Below are 16356 nucleotides of genomic sequence, written 5' to 3'. Positions count from 1 at the left end.
CGATTAAAAATTTCCTGCAATACATAAAAATTTCGAAATTACAGAAAATATCAGAGAGAATGTTACAATAACATTTACCATATGTTAATTTTATGTTATATTTGTAATATGGATCTATAGAAAAGTGGATATCCGTTATCCAGAATAAAGAGAGGTATATAAGTGAGAGTATTGCAGGTTGGCTTAGGTAACATAGGAGGAGGCTTGGAAGCTTTCGTCATGAATTATTACCGGGAGCTTTCGAAAATGGATGTGCAGTTCGATTTTGTCTGCATGTATGGTAAGATCGCTTATGAAAAAGAAATAAAAACACTTGGAGGCAGGATTTTCTATGTTCCCAATGTGAAAAAGAATTATCTGGGATATGTGAAACGATTTAAACAGATATTAAAAAAAGGAAATTATGATGTGGTGCATGTGAATATGCTGTCCGCAGCCAATATTGTTCCATTGCGGCTGGCATCGAAAGTCGGAGTCAGGAAGGTGATCGCTCATTCTCATAATTCTTCCTGTCCGGGAATGGTACGAAAATTCATGCACTGGTGCAACCGTGCCCGCATCAAAAGATATGCCACAGATTTTTTTGCGTGTTCGGAGGTGGCGGGAAGATGGCTGTTTGGGAATGAAGATTATGATGCCGGTAAGGTAGTTATCGTACACAATGCGATATCTATGGAACGCTATCTCTTTTCGGAAGATCATCGTGCGATTGTCCGCAGTGCGTTTGGCTGGGGAAACCGGTTTGTTGTAGGTCATGTAGGACGGTTTGATCCACAGAAAAACCATGAGGGGCTTCTGGATATTTTTAAGGAGATCCTGAAGAAGAGACCGGATGCTGTGCTGGCACTTATAGGAAGCAGAGGCGGTCAGTATGAAAATATTCTGGAACGGGTAAAGAGTGAAAACCTGGAGGATAAGGTGTTTTTTCTGGGAAAGAGAACAGATATCGGAGCCTTTCTGTCTGCGATGGATGTATTTCTTTTTCCTTCTCTTTACGAAGGATTGCCCTTTGCACTTGTGGAAGCGCAGGCTAACGGACTTACCTGTGTGATTTCAGATACAATTTCCAGAGAAGTTAATGTGATTCCCGGACAGTTGAAACCACTTTCTCTTGGAACATCTCCCGAAAAATGGGCAGAAACTGTGGTAAGAGCAGGAAAAAGGCCGCGAGTCGGGAAGGAAGAGATTTATCAGGGACTTGTAGAAGGACATTTTGATATTTGCCGGGAGGCGCGACGATTGAAAAAACTGTACGGAGAATAAAAAATGGAAAAAATTGATTTTGTCATTCCCTGGGTAGATGGATCAGATCCGGCCTGGAGAGAAGAATTTCAGCGTTACAGTCCGACAAAGGGGACGGATGCAGGAGAGAACAGATATCGGGACTGGAATAATCTGAGGTACTGGTTCCGCGGAGTAGAAAAGTTTGCGCCCTGGGTAAATACAGTATGGTTTGTTACCTGGGACATGTTCCGCAATGGCTTGACAGAAATGCGCCGAAGCTTCGGATCGTTCGCCATGAAGATTATATTCCGTCAAAATATCTGCCGACTTTTAACTGCAATCCGATTGAATTGAATTTTCACAGGATTCCCGGTCTGGCAGAGAAATTTGTGTATTTCAATGATGATATGTTTCTCCTGAGGCCTGTAGAGCCTGAGATCTTTTTTAAAAATGGTCTCCCAAGAGATTGCTGTATTGAAACCGCAATTGCACAGGATGATATCCGAAATCCTTTTGCGCATATTCTTCTTAATGATATGGCACTTGTAAACATGCACTATAAGAAACGAAAAGTTATCAAAAAAAATTTCAGAAAGTGGTTTCATCCTTCTTATGGAAACATGCTGTTGAGAAACATTCTTATGATTCCTTATCAGGAGTTTTCCGGGTTTAAGTATACCCATGTTCCAAGTGCGTTTTTAAAATCTACATTTGAAGAGGTCTGGAAGCGGGAGGGGGAAGTACTGGATGAGGTATGCAGGAACCGTTTTCGCAGTGTATTTGACGTTAATCAGTATCTGATGAAGTACTGGCAGTATATGGAAGGAACTTATGAACCGCAGTCTCCGAAAATTGGCCGTTTTTATAAGACAGGACTGGAAGACCAGAAGATCCTGGAAACGATCGCGGGGCAAAAGGCGGCTATGCTGTGCATCAATGATGAAGGAGGCAGCCAGGAAGAGTTTTTGAAAATGAGGGAGGCTGTAATAGAAGCCTTTCAGAAAATCCTTCCGGAGAGATCGTCCTTTGAACAAAAATAAGTATTTTCATGCTTGAAGATGGTATCAGGAAATTTATCTGGTATCATCTTTTTTATATGCACATATTGTTATTTTAATGACAATGCGTGCATCTTTAACACAATTATATCTGTTTTATATAAGATAATGGATATTGCACTTGAATTATAGAAATAATATAGAAGATAATTCAAATCCGTATCTAATATGTAAAAAATAAATTTTCAGAAGAAAGCGAAAAAATCAAATAAGTGTCGTATTATATATGAGGATATTTTCCTAAAAAAGAAAATGTGCAAAACGGAGGGAAGATGTATGAAAAGAATATATGGACTGATCAGAAAACTTGGAGCGACTTCAAAATATAAGGGGTATTTCTTTGTAGCAGAAGCTGTAAAGATTTCCATGCGGCATCAGTATAAACCTATGCATATCACAAAAGATATTTATCCATGTCTGGCAACAAAATATAAATCGACTCCTACGAATATAGAACACGATATCCGAACATTGATCAATGTCTGCTGGGAAGGAAATAAAAGTTTTCTGGATGAGATCGCGGGATATCCTCTGGAATACAAGCCTACCAATAGTCAGTTTATTGATATGCTTGCATATTATTTGAGAGAAATGGAAGAAGAGAACTGATTACAGTTTTTCAAAAAGTATCTGATTCTGGTTCAGAAAATGGAGAATCATATCATCCCAGAACTGTTCCGGCTGTTTGGTCATTAAAAATGTTTTGAGAGAGGTTCCGGTAGTACAAAGAAGCGCGTTATTTTTAAATTGGAGATTTAAGTAGAATCCGTCAATCTGCTCGGAAGAAATTCCCAAATCTGTATTTCTCATAGCAGCCTCAATTCCATTACGGCTTAAGTGCAACACAATCTTAAAGCTTAAGGGAGTGCGTTTTCCACGTATTACGGACCAGCAGAAAGGTCTGATTTCTTTCCACAGAGAATGGGTCCGTCCATGTTCCGTAAGTTTATTCAGGCTGTCTGTGTCAAAAAAGTCTCTTTGAAGTCTGCCGTCGATCGTAAATGTGTTGAAGGTTGTTATCGATGCTTCAGACAGGCAGAATTTATCAAATACTTCTCCTATAAAAAGCTTGTTTGTAAAATCCCGGATATCTGTGATTTTTAATGCCAGCATGTTACACTTCCTTTCTTGCTTGATTATGTGTAGACATTATAGCGCAGATAACGAAAAAAGGACAGACTTTTTAAAAAACTCTTTTCAAATACGTGTTTATGTGATACCATAGATGTGGTATTGAATACTACATATAATGGAAAAGAGGACGATATAATTGAGTTATAAGATTGCGATAGATAGCTGCGGAGAACTGCTGAATGAATGGAAAGATGATGAGAGAATTGAAGCTGTTCCGTTAACACTGATGGTTGGTGGCGAGAGCATTATAGATGATGAAACTTTTGATCAGAAAGATTTTCTGAAAAAGGTTGCTGCATGCCCGGAATGCCCGAAATCTGCATGCCCGTCTCCGGAACGCTACATGAAAGCTTACGAATGTGAAGCAGACCATATTTATGCAGTTACACTTTCTTCTGAACTGAGTGGCTCCTACAACAGTGCGGTTCTTGGAAAGAGTCTGTTTCTGGAGGATAACCCCGGGAAAAAAATCCATGTATTTAATTCCAGGTCTGCATCCGGTGGAGAAAGCCTGATTGCCATGAAGATCGTGGAATGCGAAGAAAAGGGACTTTCTTTTGAGAAAATTATAGAGACTGTAGATAAGTATATTGAAGAAATGAGTACATTTTTCGTACTGGAGAATCTGGAAACTCTGCGTAAGAATGGACGTCTGAGCAGAGTAAAGGCTCTGGTGGCCAGTGCACTGAAGATCAAACCGGTTATGGGATCTACTCCGGAGGGAAGTATCTGTCAGCTTGATCAGGCCAGAGGAATGAACAAGGCAATTGTGAAGATGGTGGAACATGTTGGAGAAAAAGGAATCAATATCCATGAAAAGACGGTTGCCATCACACACTGTAACTGTCCGGAAAGAGCGAAGATGCTGGAAGAAGCTATCCGGGAGAGACTGAATCCTGCGAAGATCGTTGTTATGGATACTGCAGGGGTCAGCAGCATGTATGCAAACGATGGAGGCGTTATTGTGGCTGTCTGATCTTATGACAGCAGAAGCTTTTGGTCTGCAGTTCAGAAAATTATCACATTTCTTTCTGGAGTTGCTGCTTTCCTTTTGAAAACAGATGTGCTATAATAAACGAAGTATTTGAATCGGCAAAGGAGAACAACAATGAGCCAGAAGAAAGTTGACAAATATAAAAACAACAAATTTGGACGAAGCAGTGCTCAGAAGAAAGAACGGGTGGAATTTGTTCTTGAGATGGCGGCGTGGATTCTGATCGCAGCACTGTTTGTAGGCTGGATCGGCTATTCCGCTTACGCGAAGATCCAGGCGAAAGAGGCCAGTGTGAAAGTAGATACAGTAATGGATACATCAGCACTGACAGATTATATTTCAGGATTATCATCAGACAGCGCCGAGTAAGGGATTATTTGACCGGATCAGGCAGCGAAGGCAGATTACAGATATTTGTTTGACGACAGTGACAGAAATAGCTAAAAATGAAGAGATCTCCAGGATGTATAAATGAGCATCCCGGAGATTTTTTTGTATAGAATAATATAATAAAAAAACAGGTCTGCTCTGGAGCAAACCTGTTTTGACTTATACGTTTCTTATGGTTATAGATTTATCTGGTAAATTATAACTTTGTAACGTTAGCAGCCTGCATTCCGCGAGCGCCTTCTGTTAAGTCGTAGGATACAGCCTGTCCCTCTTCAAGAGATTTGAAGCCTTCACCGTTGATTGCGGAGAAATGTACGAATACATCCTGTCCGTCCTCACCTGTGATAAAACCATAACCTTTTTCTGCGTTGAACCACTTTACAGTTCCCTTGTTCATTTTGTGTTACCTCCATAGAAATAAAAAAGTTAAAATAGCCTTCTGATGATAATAAAAAATCACCAGATTTTACAGACTATATTCATGTAAATATAATCTCTAAAAACTAGTGATTTTACATTAAATATCTTGCCATGTTCTGATTATATAACCCGTGTTTTGAAATGTCAAGGAGAAAATTCCGGCAATTTCAGTACATAAAACAGGACTGAATGGCTTTGTAAAAAAATTCTTTATAAAAAGAGAATTTTCGTGTATGATATAATAGAATGTAAGCGGATTGAAATATCCACTTGATAAAAACCAGGATGAGAGGAGAACATAAATGGGGATTCTGATTCGAGGAGGCCGGATCGTGGATGCGGCCACAGATACGGATAAAACAGGCGACATTTATCTGGAAGACGGGATCATCACGGAAATAGGGCAGAAGCTGAAAAAGAAAGATGGAGACCGTGTGATTGATGCAAAAGGAAAGCTGGTCATGCCGGGAATCATCGACCTTCATGTCCATTTTCGTGATCCGGGACAGACACATAAGGAAGACATTATGAGCGGTGCGGCGGCAGCTGCCCATGGAGGTGTGACAACAGTAGTTGCCATGCCAAATACAACTCCTACCATTGATAATCCGGACAGAGTAAATTATGTACATAATAAAGCGGCCCAGGTTTCCGGCATTCATGTGCTTCAGGCAGGTGCTGCCACGAAGGGTGAGAAGGGAACGGAGCTTTCGGATATCGCAGGAATGGTAAAGGCCGGTATCCCGGCAGTTTCCGAAGATGGTAAATCAGTGATGAATACAGCACTCTGTAAAGAAGCAATGAAAATTGCAGCAGAATGCGGAGTTCCGTTCTTTGATCACTGCGAAGATATTGATCTGCGTGGGGACGGCTGTATGAACGATGACGAAAATGCCAGAAGACTGGGGCTTCCGGGAATCTGCAATGCGGTGGAGGATACCATTACGGCCAGAGATATCATTCTGGCGCTGGAAACAGGTGTGCATCTTCACCTCTGCCATTGTTCCACTTATGGTGATGCCGAGATGATGAAGTTCGTAAAAGAAAAAGGATATGATAATATCACGGCAGAAGTGTGCCCTCACCATTTTATCCTTTCATCTGATGATATAAAAACCGATGATCCGAATTACAAGATGAATCCGCCTCTTCGTACACCGAAGGATGTGGAAGCGCTGAAACAGGGGTTGAAAGATGGTACCATTGAGGTAATCAGTACAGATCACGCACCACACAGTGCAGAGGAAAAAACAGGTTCCATGAAGAATACGCCATTTGGAATCGTAGGACTTGAGACAAGCCTTCCGCTTACCTACACAGAGCTGGTAGAAAAAGGTGTGATTACATTAAAACAGATGGTGGAGAAGATGTGCCTGAACCCTGCAAAGATTCTGGGACTCGAAAGCGGAACGCTGCAGGAAGGCCACCCGGCAGATGTGATTATTGTAGATACGGAGCAGGAGTATACTATCGATAAAAATAAATTTGTTTCCAAAGGTCACAATACGCCATTTGACGGATGGAAAGTAAAGGGAAAAGTTCTTTATACCATCTGTGACGGAAAAATTATATTTGAAAATCAGGAGGAGAAATAATCATGATTAACAAACTGATCAGCAACATTCGCAAAACAAATGCACCAATCGTTGTAGGACTGGACCCTATGCTGAATTATATTCCGGAACATATCCAGAAGAAGGCTTTTGCAGAGTTCGGGGAAACCTTGGAAGGTGCTGCAGAAGCAATCTGGCAGTATAACAAAGGAATTGTGGATGCCACCTATGATCTGATTCCAGCAGTAAAACCACAGATTGCCATGTATGAGCAGTTTGGTATCCCGGGGCTGATCGCATACAAGAAGACCGTTGATTACTGTAAATCCAAAGATCTGGTTGTGATCGGTGATATCAAGAGAGGTGACATCGGATCTACATCTGCAGCCTATGCAGTTGGACATCTGGGACAGGTTCAGGTAGGTTCCAGGAAATATGCAGGCTTTGACGAGGACTTTGCTACAGTAAATCCATACCTTGGTTCTGATGGTGTGAAACCGTTCATGGATATCTGCAAAGAGGAGAAAAAAGGTATTTTTGTTCTGGTAAAAACTTCCAACCCGTCAAGCGGTGAGTTCCAGGATCGTGTTATTGATGGCCGTCCGCTCTATGAGCTGGTAGGCGAGAAAGTTGCACAGTGGGGCGATGAGCTTATGGGCGACGAATACAGTTATGTAGGCGCTGTTGTAGGTGCAACTTATCCGGAAATGGGAAAAGTATTAAGAAAAATCATGCCGAAGACATTTATCCTTGTTCCGGGATATGGTGCACAGGGCGGAAAAGGAGCAGATCTTGTTCACTTCTTTAATGAAGACGGACTGGGTGCTATTGTAAACTCTTCCAGAGGAATCATTGCTGCATACAAGCAGGAAAAATATAAAGAGTTTGGTGCTGAAAATTACGCAGATGCCTCCAGAGCGGCTGTAAAAGATATGATCGCGGACATCAGCGGCGCACTGGAGAACAGATAATACAGGAGGCATTTTATGAGCACATCAGAAAATAAGAAAACAAAAAAGTCCTGTAAGATTCTAAGCCAGGAATGTATAGGTACAGATATCTACAGCATGTGGCTGGATGCAGGGGAAATTGGGAAAAATGCAGTGCCGGGACAGTTTGTATCTCTTTACAGCCGTAACGGCAGCAAACTTCTTCCAAGACCCATCAGTCTCTGTGAGATCGATAAGGAAGAGGGAAAACTGAGACTGGTATATCGTGTTACCGGAAAAGGAACTGGTACGGAGGAATTTTCCAGACTTCATGCAGGAGTACCTGTTGAGACATTGGGACCTCTTGGAAATGGTTTTCCGCTGGATGCGGTGAAAGGCAAAAAAGTATTTCTCATGGGTGGTGGAATCGGAATCCCGCCGATGCTGGAAACTGCAAAACAGCTGGATGCAGAGAAGATCATGGTTCTCGGATACAGGGATGAGCTGTTTTTAAATAAGGAATTTGAGGCTTACGGAGATGTCTATATTGCAACAGAAGATGGCTCTGCCGGAACAAAGGGAAATGTCATGGATGCCATCCGTGAGAATGGCCTTGAAGCAGATGCGATCTTTGCCTGCGGACCGGCACCGATGCTCCGTGCCATCAAGGCATATGCGCTTGAAAAGGGTATTCCCTGCTGGATTTCCATGGAAGAGCGCATGGCCTGTGGTGTAGGGGCGTGCCTTGCCTGTGTATGCAAATCCAAAGATGTGGATGCCCATTCCCATGTGCATAACAAGAGAGTATGTAAAGATGGACCGGTGTTCTTAAGTACGGAGGTAGAGTTATGAGCAGAATGAAGGTAAATCTTGCCGGCGTAGAGCTTAAGAATCCGGTAATGACAGCGTCCGGAACATTTGGTTCCGGAGCGGAATACAGTGAATTTGTGGACCTGAATAAACTTGGCGCGGTTGTGACAAAAGGTGTGGCCAATGTACCGTGGCCGGGAAATCCTACACCAAGGGTGACTGAAACAGCGTCCGGAATGCTCAATGCCATCGGCCTTCAGAATCCGGGAATCGATGTATTCTGTGAGAGAGATATTCCGTTCCTTAAGAAATATGACACAAAGATCATTGTCAATGTCTGCGGAAAATCCACGAAGGATTACTGTGAGGTTGTGGAACGCCTTGGAAATGAGCCTGTGGACATGCTGGAGATCAATGTTTCCTGTCCGAATGTCAAGGAAGGCGGGATTGCCTTTGGCCAGAATCCGAAAGCTCTTGAAGACATTACGAAAGAAGTTAAGAAATATGCAAAACAGCCGGTGATCATGAAGCTGAGCCCCAATGTTACCGATATTACCGAGATGGCGAAAGCAGCAGAAGCCGGTGGTGCAGATGTGCTTTCCCTGATCAATACTCTGACAGGAATGAAGATCGATATCAACCGTCGTACATTTGCGCTGGCAAATAAAACAGGCGGAATGTCCGGCCCTGCAGTAAAACCGGTCGCTGTCCGCATGGTATATCAGGTGGCAAATGCGGTATCCCTTCCGATCATCGGGATGGGTGGTATCGCAACCTGTGAGGATGCACTGGAGTTTATCATGGCAGGCGCTACTGCCGTATCTGTGGGAACCGCAAACTTTTTCAATCCTTATGCAACAGAAGAAATTGCGGAGGGAATCCAGGCATTTCTTGAAAAAGAGAAGGTTGAAGATATCAATGAACTGATCGGTGTGGTGAAATAACGGGAATTTCCATAATTTGCAATTCTGTTATACATATGTTAGAATGAACGCGGATAAGCAAAGTGATTGCACACACGAATCACAGCAGAACAAAGAATGAATATCCGTTTTGCTGTGTACATGAAAAATATGGAGGATTAAATAAATGGAACAGTATAAGCAGGAATTTATTGAGTTTATGATCGACTGTAATGTCCTGAAATTTGGAGATTTTACTACGAAATCGGGAAGAAAAACACCATTTTTTGTAAATACAGGATTTTACCGCACCGGTGCACAGCTTCGTAAGCTGGGCCAGTATTACGCAAAAGCGATCGAGAGCAAATTCGGACTGGATTTTGATGTGCTGTTTGGACCGGCATATAAAGGAATTCCTCTTTCTGTGGCAGCAACCATGGAAATCAGTGAAATGTACGGAAAGGATATCCGTTACTGTTCCAACCGTAAGGAAGTAAAAGACCACGGAGATAAGGGAATCCTTCTTGGCAGCCCGATCCAGGATGGGGATAAAGTAGTGATCATTGAGGACGTTACGACTGCCGGAACATCCATTAAGGAAACACTTCCGATTATTAAGGCACAGGGAGATGTAAATCCGATCGGTCTTGTGGTTTCTGTTGACCGTATGGAACGTGGTCAGGGAACCAAGAGTGCTCTGAAAGAGATTGAAGAGAATTATGGTCTTCAGACTACAGCAATTGTAACCATGGCGGAGGTGGTTGAGCACCTCTACAATAAAGAATACAAAGGCCGTGTTGTGATCGATGATAAGCTGAAAGCAGCCATCGATGCATATTATGAGCAGTACGGTGCAGAATAATACTGGTACAGAATATCATAATAAAAGAGCAGCGGATTCCGAATGTCCGCTTTTACTGGGAGGACACAGACTTATGAATGAAAAAATTTATAAAACCATGGCGAGCAGCGGGGCGGGAAGTCTTGCACTCGGTATTGTCGTTCTGGTGACGGGACTTGTCACAGGGATTCTGATGATCGTGAACGGTGCGAGACTGCTCAAAAGAAAATCAGAGATTTTGATCTAGGAAAAATATAAACAAAAATTCCGGAAAGCCGCACTCTGTTTCGTGTGGCTTTTCGGGCATTTAAGCAGGGGAGAATATTGAAAAAGGGGACAAAACACAGAGTAAAAAAACTCGGGACAGCTTTTTTTGTGCTGTATGTCCTGATACTTGTATACCTTCTTTTCTTTTCAGAAGGTTATGGCCGGGTAGCAGACGCAGAAAGAGAATTTCGATATAATTTTGTTCCGTTTGTTGAAATCAGGCGTTTTTGGGTCTACAGGAAACAATTAGGGATGTTTGCACTTTTTACAAATATTTTCGGAAATGTGCTGGGATTTATGCCATATGGGTTTGTTCTTCCGGTGATAAACCGAAGAATGCGAAATGGCTTTTTTATTATATTATCCGGTTTTTCCATCAGTCTGACGGTGGAGGTGATCCAGCTGATCACCAGGGCCGGATGTTTTGATGTGGATGATATGATACTGAATACTCTGGGCGCGGCACTGGGATATGGAATTTACGCAGTCTGCGACAAAATTAGGAGAAAACATTAATGGCAAGAAGATATCGATATGCATTTGCAAAAAAAAGAGAAGCTGCGAAAGGAAAGTGGTCCGTAGGACTGGCAGCAGCTTCCCTCGTGCTGTTTATTGTGGCAGTTGTGCTTGCACTTTTTCTTGACGGAAAGCTCGGGGGCCTGATTGGCGGAACCGGGCTTTTTGCGATGCTGCTGTCAGCATACGGCTTTGCACTGGGCCTTTCCAGCTTTTCAGAGGAAAACCGGAAACACCGGACAAGTATGATCGGATCGATCTTAAACGGTGTGATTCTGGTAATCTGGCTGGGACTTTTTTTATCAGGAGTATAAAGAATGGAAGAAAAAGAACGATTAAAAAAACAGCTTGATTTTATCCTGGAAGTGGATAAAGTCAAAAATATTTTCCGTCAGACATATCTTGCAGACGGAAACAGGAAAGAAAATGATGCGGAACATTCCTGGCACCTGGCATTAATGGCAGTGCTTCTGAAGGAGTATTCCAATGAAGAAGTGGATCTGTCAAAGGTGATTCCCATGGTACTGGCACATGATCTTGTGGAGATCGATGCGGGAGATACCTATGCATATGATGAGAAAGGCGCAGCTACCAAGGACGCCAGAGAGCGAAAAGCAGCGGATCGGATTTACGGACTGCTGCCGGAAGATCAGGGACAGTGGCTGAAAGCGCTTTGGGAAGAATTTGAGGCTTATGAGACTCCGGAAGCAAAATTTGCCCATGTACTGGATAACTGCCAGCCTCTTTTTCTGAATGATGCTTCCAACGGAAGAAGCTGGGAAGAACATCAGGTAAAGAAAAGTCAGATCTATAAGAGAAACCGGAAAACAGGAGAAGGATCTGAAGTGATCTGGGAATATATGAAAGAACTGATCGACAAACATATTGCCATGGGGCATGTGATCGATGATGAAAAAGATGGGAGATGAAGTTTTGGACGAATGCATGAGAGAACGTTACGGACTTGCAAAAGAGCGGATCCGTGAGATCAGAACGGAAGAAACGGTGAAAGAACCGTTTGGAGATTTTTTCAGAAAGATGGCACAGTTTCTTTCCATGACAGCAGATGTGATGGATGAGGAGTCTGTGGAACTTACCCTGGAGGAACTGAAGGAGCGAAATCATCACTTTTATCAGGATATCCTCCCGGAAAACTATGAAAGCAGTTATGGAAATCCGGCTTATGCAGTAAATAAGCTGGGAGATTATGGAAAAGCTTTCAGTTTTCTGTATGCAGAACTTGCCGGGACAGTGGCTTATGCACATGAGAAAAGGCTGTGGGATATGACCGTATCCATGGAACTGTTTCTGGAAGTATATTCTGCATTTTGTGAGGAAGAGCTTCCGGAGGCTGCAACCGTAGAGGGAATCCTTCGTTCCTATGTGAATGATTACTGCCAGGATATGATGGAACAGAGAATTCGGGAAGGGGTAGATCCGGAACTTGACTTTGCAACAGATATCATCCTGAATTCTGATCTTTCTGATCTGAGATATCTGTATCGCTATGGTGAGTTTGTTTCTGAGAATGAGACAGGAGTGGCAGAGTTTCTGAATTCTCTTTCCCAGGAAGAGATCGATAAGATGGCTTCCACTTATACAGAAGGCTATCGGATCGGATTTATCACCGGACGAAAAGATATCACAAAGAAGAAAACTGTAAATATCCGTTACAGCCTTGGATTTGAGCGTATGGTAAAGGCAGCGATCCTTCAGTTTGAAAAAATGGGACTGAAACCGGTGATATATCGTCATGCAACTCATGCAGTAAATAAAAGAGGCACAGTACGTGTGGGCTATACCGGCGGCGTTGCCAATCCGCAGTACGATTACGATCATCGTCAGGACAGTGCACTGTTCCTGGACGGAGATTTTGTGCAGCGAAAACTTCGTGCCATGCAGACTTCTTATGAGAAGTACAGAGAACTGGCAGAGGTACATGGAGGCCCGGCCTGCATTGACACGTTTGGAGAAAATCCGTTCTCTCCGGTAAGCAAACCGGAAGCTTACGCATTAAGTGAGGCACAGCAGAAACTGCAAACAGAGCTTGACAATGAATCCGGACAGATCGTAAACCGTTACATTAAAGGTGATGAGAGAAGTTTTACCATTATTGCCTATCCGGTTCCTGAGATCGGTGGAAATTATGAGGAAATTTTCCGTGAGATCGTAAAGATCAATACTCTGGATTATCATCTTTATCAGGAGATCCAGCAGACGATCATCAATACTCTGGACACCTGTGAGTGGGTGGAGGTCAAAGGCCGTGGAGATAATGAGACGGATCTTCTGATCCATCTTCATGAGCTGACAGATCCGAAGAAACAGACGAATTTTGAGAACTGTGTGGCAGATGTGAACATTCCGGTAGGAGAAGTTTTTACCTCCCCGCAGCTTGCAGGAACCGGTGGGATCCTTCATGTGAAAAAAGTTTATCTGAACGGGTTGCAGTTCCGTGATCTGAAACTGGTATTTGACTGTGGTCAGGTGATCGATTATACCTGCTCCAATTTTAAAACAGAAGAAGAAAACCGGAAATATATCGAGGATAACATCCTCCATCATCATCCAAAGATCCCGATGGGCGAATTTGCCATCGGTACAAACACCACAGCTTATGTGGCTGCATTGAAATACGGAATTGCGGATAAGCTTCCGATCCTGATCGCAGAGAAAATGGGACCGCATTTCGCAGTAGGTGATACCTGCTACAGCTGGGCAGAAGATACACCGGTATACAATCCGGACGGAAAGGAGATCATTGCCAGGGATAATGAGATTTCCGAGATGCGTAAAGATGATGTAAGCCTTGCTTATTATGGATGCCACACGGATATCACCATTCCTTATGATGAGCTTGGAAGTATCCGGGTGATCGATGATGAGGGAGAAATGATCTCCATTATCGAAAATGGAAGGTTTGTTCTTCCTGGAACCGAGGAATTAAACCGTCCTTTTGAGAATCTTCCATTAAATATTAATATAAGTTAATTAGTAAATTTACAGTTTTTCCGATCGTATTGACAGAAAGTGAGAATATACGTAGAATAACCATAACAATAGTCAAACAACTACAGGTAAACATTCAGTTGGTGTACCACGAAAGGAGAACACAATGGCAAAAGTAGGAATTGTAATGGGTAGTGATTCAGATATGCCGGTTATGAGCAAAGCAGCAGATATCCTGGAGAAACTGGGGATTGATTATGAAATGAAGATCATTTCCGCACACAGAGAACCGGATGTATTTTTCGAGTATGCAAAGACAGCAGAAGAAAAAGGCTTCAAAGTAATCATCGCAGGCGCAGGAATGGCAGCTCATCTTCCGGGAATGTGCGCGGCGATCTTTCCAATGCCGGTGATCGGTATCCCGATGCATACAACATCTCTGGGAGGAAGAGATTCCCTTTACTCTATCGTACAGATGCCAAGCGGCATCCCGGTTGCCACAGTAGCGATCAACGGCGGTGCCAATGCGGGGCTTCTTGCAGCCAAGATCCTTGCAACTTCTGACGCAGAGCTTCTTTCCAGACTGAAAGCGTATAGCCAGGATCTGAAAGAACAGGTTGAAAAGAAAGATGCAAGACTCCAGGAAGTTGGATACAAGAACTACTAAAATTTTTTACCATAAAAATAAAAGAGTGTTGTCATAAGGAGGACATTATGGATTACAAGACTTCAGGCGTAGATATTGAGGCAGGATACAAATCAGTAGAGCTGATGAAAAAACACATTGCCAAGACAATGAGACCGGAGGTACTTGGAGGAATCGGTGGATTCTCAGGTGCATTTTCCATGGAGAAATTCAAAGATATGGAAGAGCCTACTCTGGTTTCCGGAACAGATGGATGCGGAACCAAGGTTAAGGTAGCCATGGTTATGGACAAGCATGATACCATCGGAATTGATGCCGTGGCCATGTGCGTGAATGATATTGCATGTGCAGGCGGCGAACCGCTGTTTTTCCTGGACTACATTGCCTGCGGTAAAAACTATCCGGAGAAGATCGCTGAGATCGTAAAAGGTGTTGCAGAAGGCTGTGTACAGTCCGAGGCAGCGCTGATCGGTGGTGAGACAGCAGAACATCCAGGGCTCATGCCTGAAGATGAGTATGACCTTGCCGGATTTGCCGTAGGAATTGTTGACAAAAAGGACCTTCTTACCGGCGAAGCTCTGAAACCTGGCGATGTTCTGATCGGCATGGCTTCAACAGGTGTTCACAGCAACGGATTTTCTCTTGTACGTAAAGTATTCGACATGACAAAAGAATCCCTGGATACTTATTATGATGAACTTGGAACAACTCTGGGAGAGGCACTGATCGCACCGACCAGAATCTATGTAAAAGCACTGAAGAGCATCCGTGAGGCCGGAGTGAAGATCCATGCATGCAGCCATATCACAGGCGGTGGATTTTATGAGAATATTCCGCGTATGCTGAAAGAGGGAACCAGAGCTGTTGTCAAGAAAGACAGCTATCCGGTACTTCCGATCTTTAAGCTCCTTGCAGAAAAAGGAAATATTGATGAGCATATGATGTACAATACATATAATATGGGCCTTGGAATGATCCTGGCAGTAGATCCGGCAGATGTTGACAAAACAATGGAAGCTATCCGCAAGACCGGTGACAAACCATATGTGGTTGGAAGCATCGAAGCAGGAGAAAAGGGAGTGACCTTATGTTAAAGATCGGTGTTCTTGTTTCCGGCGGAGGAACGAATCTTCAGGCGATCATGGATGCCATTGATGCGGGAGAGATCACAAATGCAAAAGTGGATATTGTGATCAGCAACAATGCTTCCGCTTATGCGCTGGAAAGAGCCAGAAAACATGATGTAGAAGCGATGTGCATTGCACCGAAAGACTATCCGGACCGGGAGGCTTTTCATAAAGCACTGCTTTCCAAACTTCAGGAGAGGGGAGTAGACCTGATCGTTCTTGCAGGTTATCTGGTTGCGATCCCGCCGATGATGGTGGAAGCATATCCGAACAAGATCATCAATATCCATCCATCCCTGATCCCGTCTTTCTGTGGAAAAAGTTTTTATGGACTGAAAGTTCATGACGCAGTTCTTGCAAGAGGAGTAAAAGTGACGGGTGCTACCGTTCATTTCGTAGATGCGGGTACAGATACAGGCCCGATCATTCTTCAGAAAGCAGTGAAGGTAAAAGACGGAGACACATCCAAGGAGCTTCAGAGACGTGTAATGGAAAAAGCAGAATGGAAGATCCTTCCGGAGGCCATCAATCTTATCGCCAATGACAAGATTACAGTAACAGATGGAATTGTTTCTTTAAAGTAATCACAAAACAGA

At 43.2% G+C, this 16356-nt stretch carries 20 protein-coding genes and 1 pseudogene; 19 read left to right on the top strand and 2 right to left on the bottom strand.

Features of this window, described 5'->3' with window-relative positions:
* The first annotated feature begins 204 nt into the window (after positions 1 to 204).
* The 4 genes and pseudogenes from AC04Q6_RS15755 to AC04Q6_RS15740 all read left to right on the top strand — a co-directional run bounded on the left by AC04Q6_RS15755 (position 205) and on the right by AC04Q6_RS15740 (position 2891).
* A complete protein-coding gene (locus AC04Q6_RS15755; RefSeq protein ID WP_476389767.1) occupies positions 205 to 1263 on the top strand; it encodes a glycosyltransferase in 1059 nt (352 codons plus the stop codon).
* Positions 1264 to 1266: 3 nt separating this feature from the next.
* Positions 1267 to 1338, top strand: a pseudogene (locus AC04Q6_RS15750) (Stealth CR1 domain-containing protein); the annotation flags it as partial.
* Positions 1339 to 1448: 110 nt separating this feature from the next.
* Entirely contained in the window at positions 1449 to 2264 is an 816-nt protein-coding gene (locus AC04Q6_RS15745; RefSeq protein ID WP_476389766.1) for a capsular biosynthesis protein, read from the top strand.
* A gap of 294 nt (positions 2265 to 2558) precedes the next feature.
* Positions 2559 to 2891: a sporulation initiation factor Spo0A C-terminal domain-containing protein gene (locus AC04Q6_RS15740; protein ID WP_021977577.1), complete on the top strand. Its 333-nt coding sequence runs from the start codon at positions 2559 to 2561 to the stop codon at positions 2889 to 2891.
* Here the strand turns inward: AC04Q6_RS15740 and AC04Q6_RS15735 are convergent, their stop codons facing one another.
* Positions 2892 to 3395, bottom strand: a complete 504-nt coding sequence (locus tag AC04Q6_RS15735) for a DUF5721 family protein (RefSeq protein WP_021977578.1) — start codon at positions 3393 to 3395, stop codon at positions 2892 to 2894.
* Between the two features lie 157 nt (positions 3396 to 3552).
* Between AC04Q6_RS15735 and AC04Q6_RS15730 the strand changes: the two genes are divergently transcribed.
* Together AC04Q6_RS15730 and AC04Q6_RS15725 are read left to right on the top strand one after the other, a co-directional pair.
* The gene (locus AC04Q6_RS15730; RefSeq protein ID WP_021977579.1) at positions 3553 to 4392 is read left to right on the top strand and encodes a DegV family protein; all 840 of its coding nucleotides are present in this window, start codon (positions 3553 to 3555) and stop codon (positions 4390 to 4392) included.
* 132 nt (positions 4393 to 4524) lie between these two features.
* Positions 4525 to 4779, top strand: coding sequence for a hypothetical protein (locus AC04Q6_RS15725; RefSeq protein WP_021977580.1), 255 nt, complete (start codon positions 4525 to 4527; stop codon positions 4777 to 4779).
* 217 nt (positions 4780 to 4996) lie between these two features.
* On the opposite strand, the gene AC04Q6_RS15720 is transcribed toward AC04Q6_RS15725, so the two are convergent.
* The gene (locus AC04Q6_RS15720; protein WP_015525894.1) at positions 4997 to 5197 is read right to left on the bottom strand and encodes a cold-shock protein; all 201 of its coding nucleotides are present in this window, start codon (positions 5195 to 5197) and stop codon (positions 4997 to 4999) included.
* A 325-nt stretch (positions 5198 to 5522) separates the two neighbouring features.
* Between AC04Q6_RS15720 and AC04Q6_RS15715 the strand changes: the two genes are divergently transcribed.
* From AC04Q6_RS15715 to purN, 13 genes are all read left to right on the top strand, one after another.
* Positions 5523 to 6815 (top strand): dihydroorotase, encoded by a 1293-nt coding sequence (locus AC04Q6_RS15715; protein ID WP_021977581.1) that lies wholly within the window; start codon positions 5523 to 5525, stop codon positions 6813 to 6815.
* A 2-nt stretch (positions 6816 to 6817) separates the two neighbouring features.
* The gene (gene pyrF / locus AC04Q6_RS15710; RefSeq protein WP_021977582.1) at positions 6818 to 7744 is read left to right on the top strand and encodes an orotidine-5'-phosphate decarboxylase; all 927 of its coding nucleotides are present in this window, start codon (positions 6818 to 6820) and stop codon (positions 7742 to 7744) included.
* Between the two features lie 15 nt (positions 7745 to 7759).
* Positions 7760 to 8554, top strand: coding sequence for a dihydroorotate dehydrogenase electron transfer subunit (locus AC04Q6_RS15705; protein ID WP_021977583.1), 795 nt, complete (start codon positions 7760 to 7762; stop codon positions 8552 to 8554).
* Positions 8551 to 9456, top strand: a complete 906-nt coding sequence (locus AC04Q6_RS15700; RefSeq protein ID WP_021977584.1) for a dihydroorotate dehydrogenase — start codon at positions 8551 to 8553, stop codon at positions 9454 to 9456. Before AC04Q6_RS15705 ends, AC04Q6_RS15700 begins: the two co-directional genes overlap by 4 nt.
* A gap of 145 nt (positions 9457 to 9601) precedes the next feature.
* Positions 9602 to 10276 carry an orotate phosphoribosyltransferase gene (gene pyrE / locus AC04Q6_RS15695; protein ID WP_148447734.1) on the top strand — a complete coding sequence of 225 codons (675 nt, stop codon included), beginning with the start codon at positions 9602 to 9604 and terminating at the stop codon, positions 10274 to 10276.
* 73 nt (positions 10277 to 10349) lie between these two features.
* Positions 10350 to 10502: a hypothetical protein gene (locus AC04Q6_RS15690; protein WP_173762129.1), complete on the top strand. Its 153-nt coding sequence runs from the start codon at positions 10350 to 10352 to the stop codon at positions 10500 to 10502.
* A gap of 44 nt (positions 10503 to 10546) precedes the next feature.
* A complete protein-coding gene (locus tag AC04Q6_RS15685; RefSeq protein ID WP_330636843.1) occupies positions 10547 to 11038 on the top strand; it encodes a VanZ family protein in 492 nt (163 codons plus the stop codon).
* Complete coding sequence (locus AC04Q6_RS15680; protein ID WP_021977588.1) at positions 11038 to 11352, top strand: hypothetical protein; 315 nt, start codon at positions 11038 to 11040, stop codon at positions 11350 to 11352. Before AC04Q6_RS15685 ends, AC04Q6_RS15680 begins: the two co-directional genes overlap by 1 nt.
* A gap of 3 nt (positions 11353 to 11355) precedes the next feature.
* A complete protein-coding gene (locus AC04Q6_RS15675) occupies positions 11356 to 11967 on the top strand; it encodes an HD domain-containing protein (RefSeq protein ID WP_021977589.1) in 612 nt (203 codons plus the stop codon).
* Positions 11948 to 14029, top strand: a complete 2082-nt coding sequence (locus AC04Q6_RS15670) for an aminopeptidase (protein ID WP_442857988.1) — start codon at positions 11948 to 11950, stop codon at positions 14027 to 14029. The genes AC04Q6_RS15675 and AC04Q6_RS15670 overlap by 20 nt, the downstream gene beginning before the upstream one ends.
* A 124-nt stretch (positions 14030 to 14153) precedes the next feature.
* Positions 14154 to 14654: a 5-(carboxyamino)imidazole ribonucleotide mutase gene (gene purE / locus AC04Q6_RS15665; protein ID WP_015525905.1), complete on the top strand. Its 501-nt coding sequence runs from the start codon at positions 14154 to 14156 to the stop codon at positions 14652 to 14654.
* Between the two features lie 47 nt (positions 14655 to 14701).
* Positions 14702 to 15727: a phosphoribosylformylglycinamidine cyclo-ligase gene (purM, locus tag AC04Q6_RS15660; protein WP_021977591.1), complete on the top strand. Its 1026-nt coding sequence runs from the start codon at positions 14702 to 14704 to the stop codon at positions 15725 to 15727.
* A complete protein-coding gene (purN, locus tag AC04Q6_RS15655) occupies positions 15721 to 16344 on the top strand; it encodes a phosphoribosylglycinamide formyltransferase (RefSeq protein WP_021977592.1) in 624 nt (207 codons plus the stop codon). The genes purM and purN overlap by 7 nt, the downstream gene beginning before the upstream one ends.
* The last annotated feature ends 12 nt before the right edge of the window (positions 16345 to 16356 follow it).

This window comes from Blautia sp. HA9023, from assembly GCF_056504095.1.
This window is presented reverse-complemented; position numbering and strand designations above follow the sequence as displayed.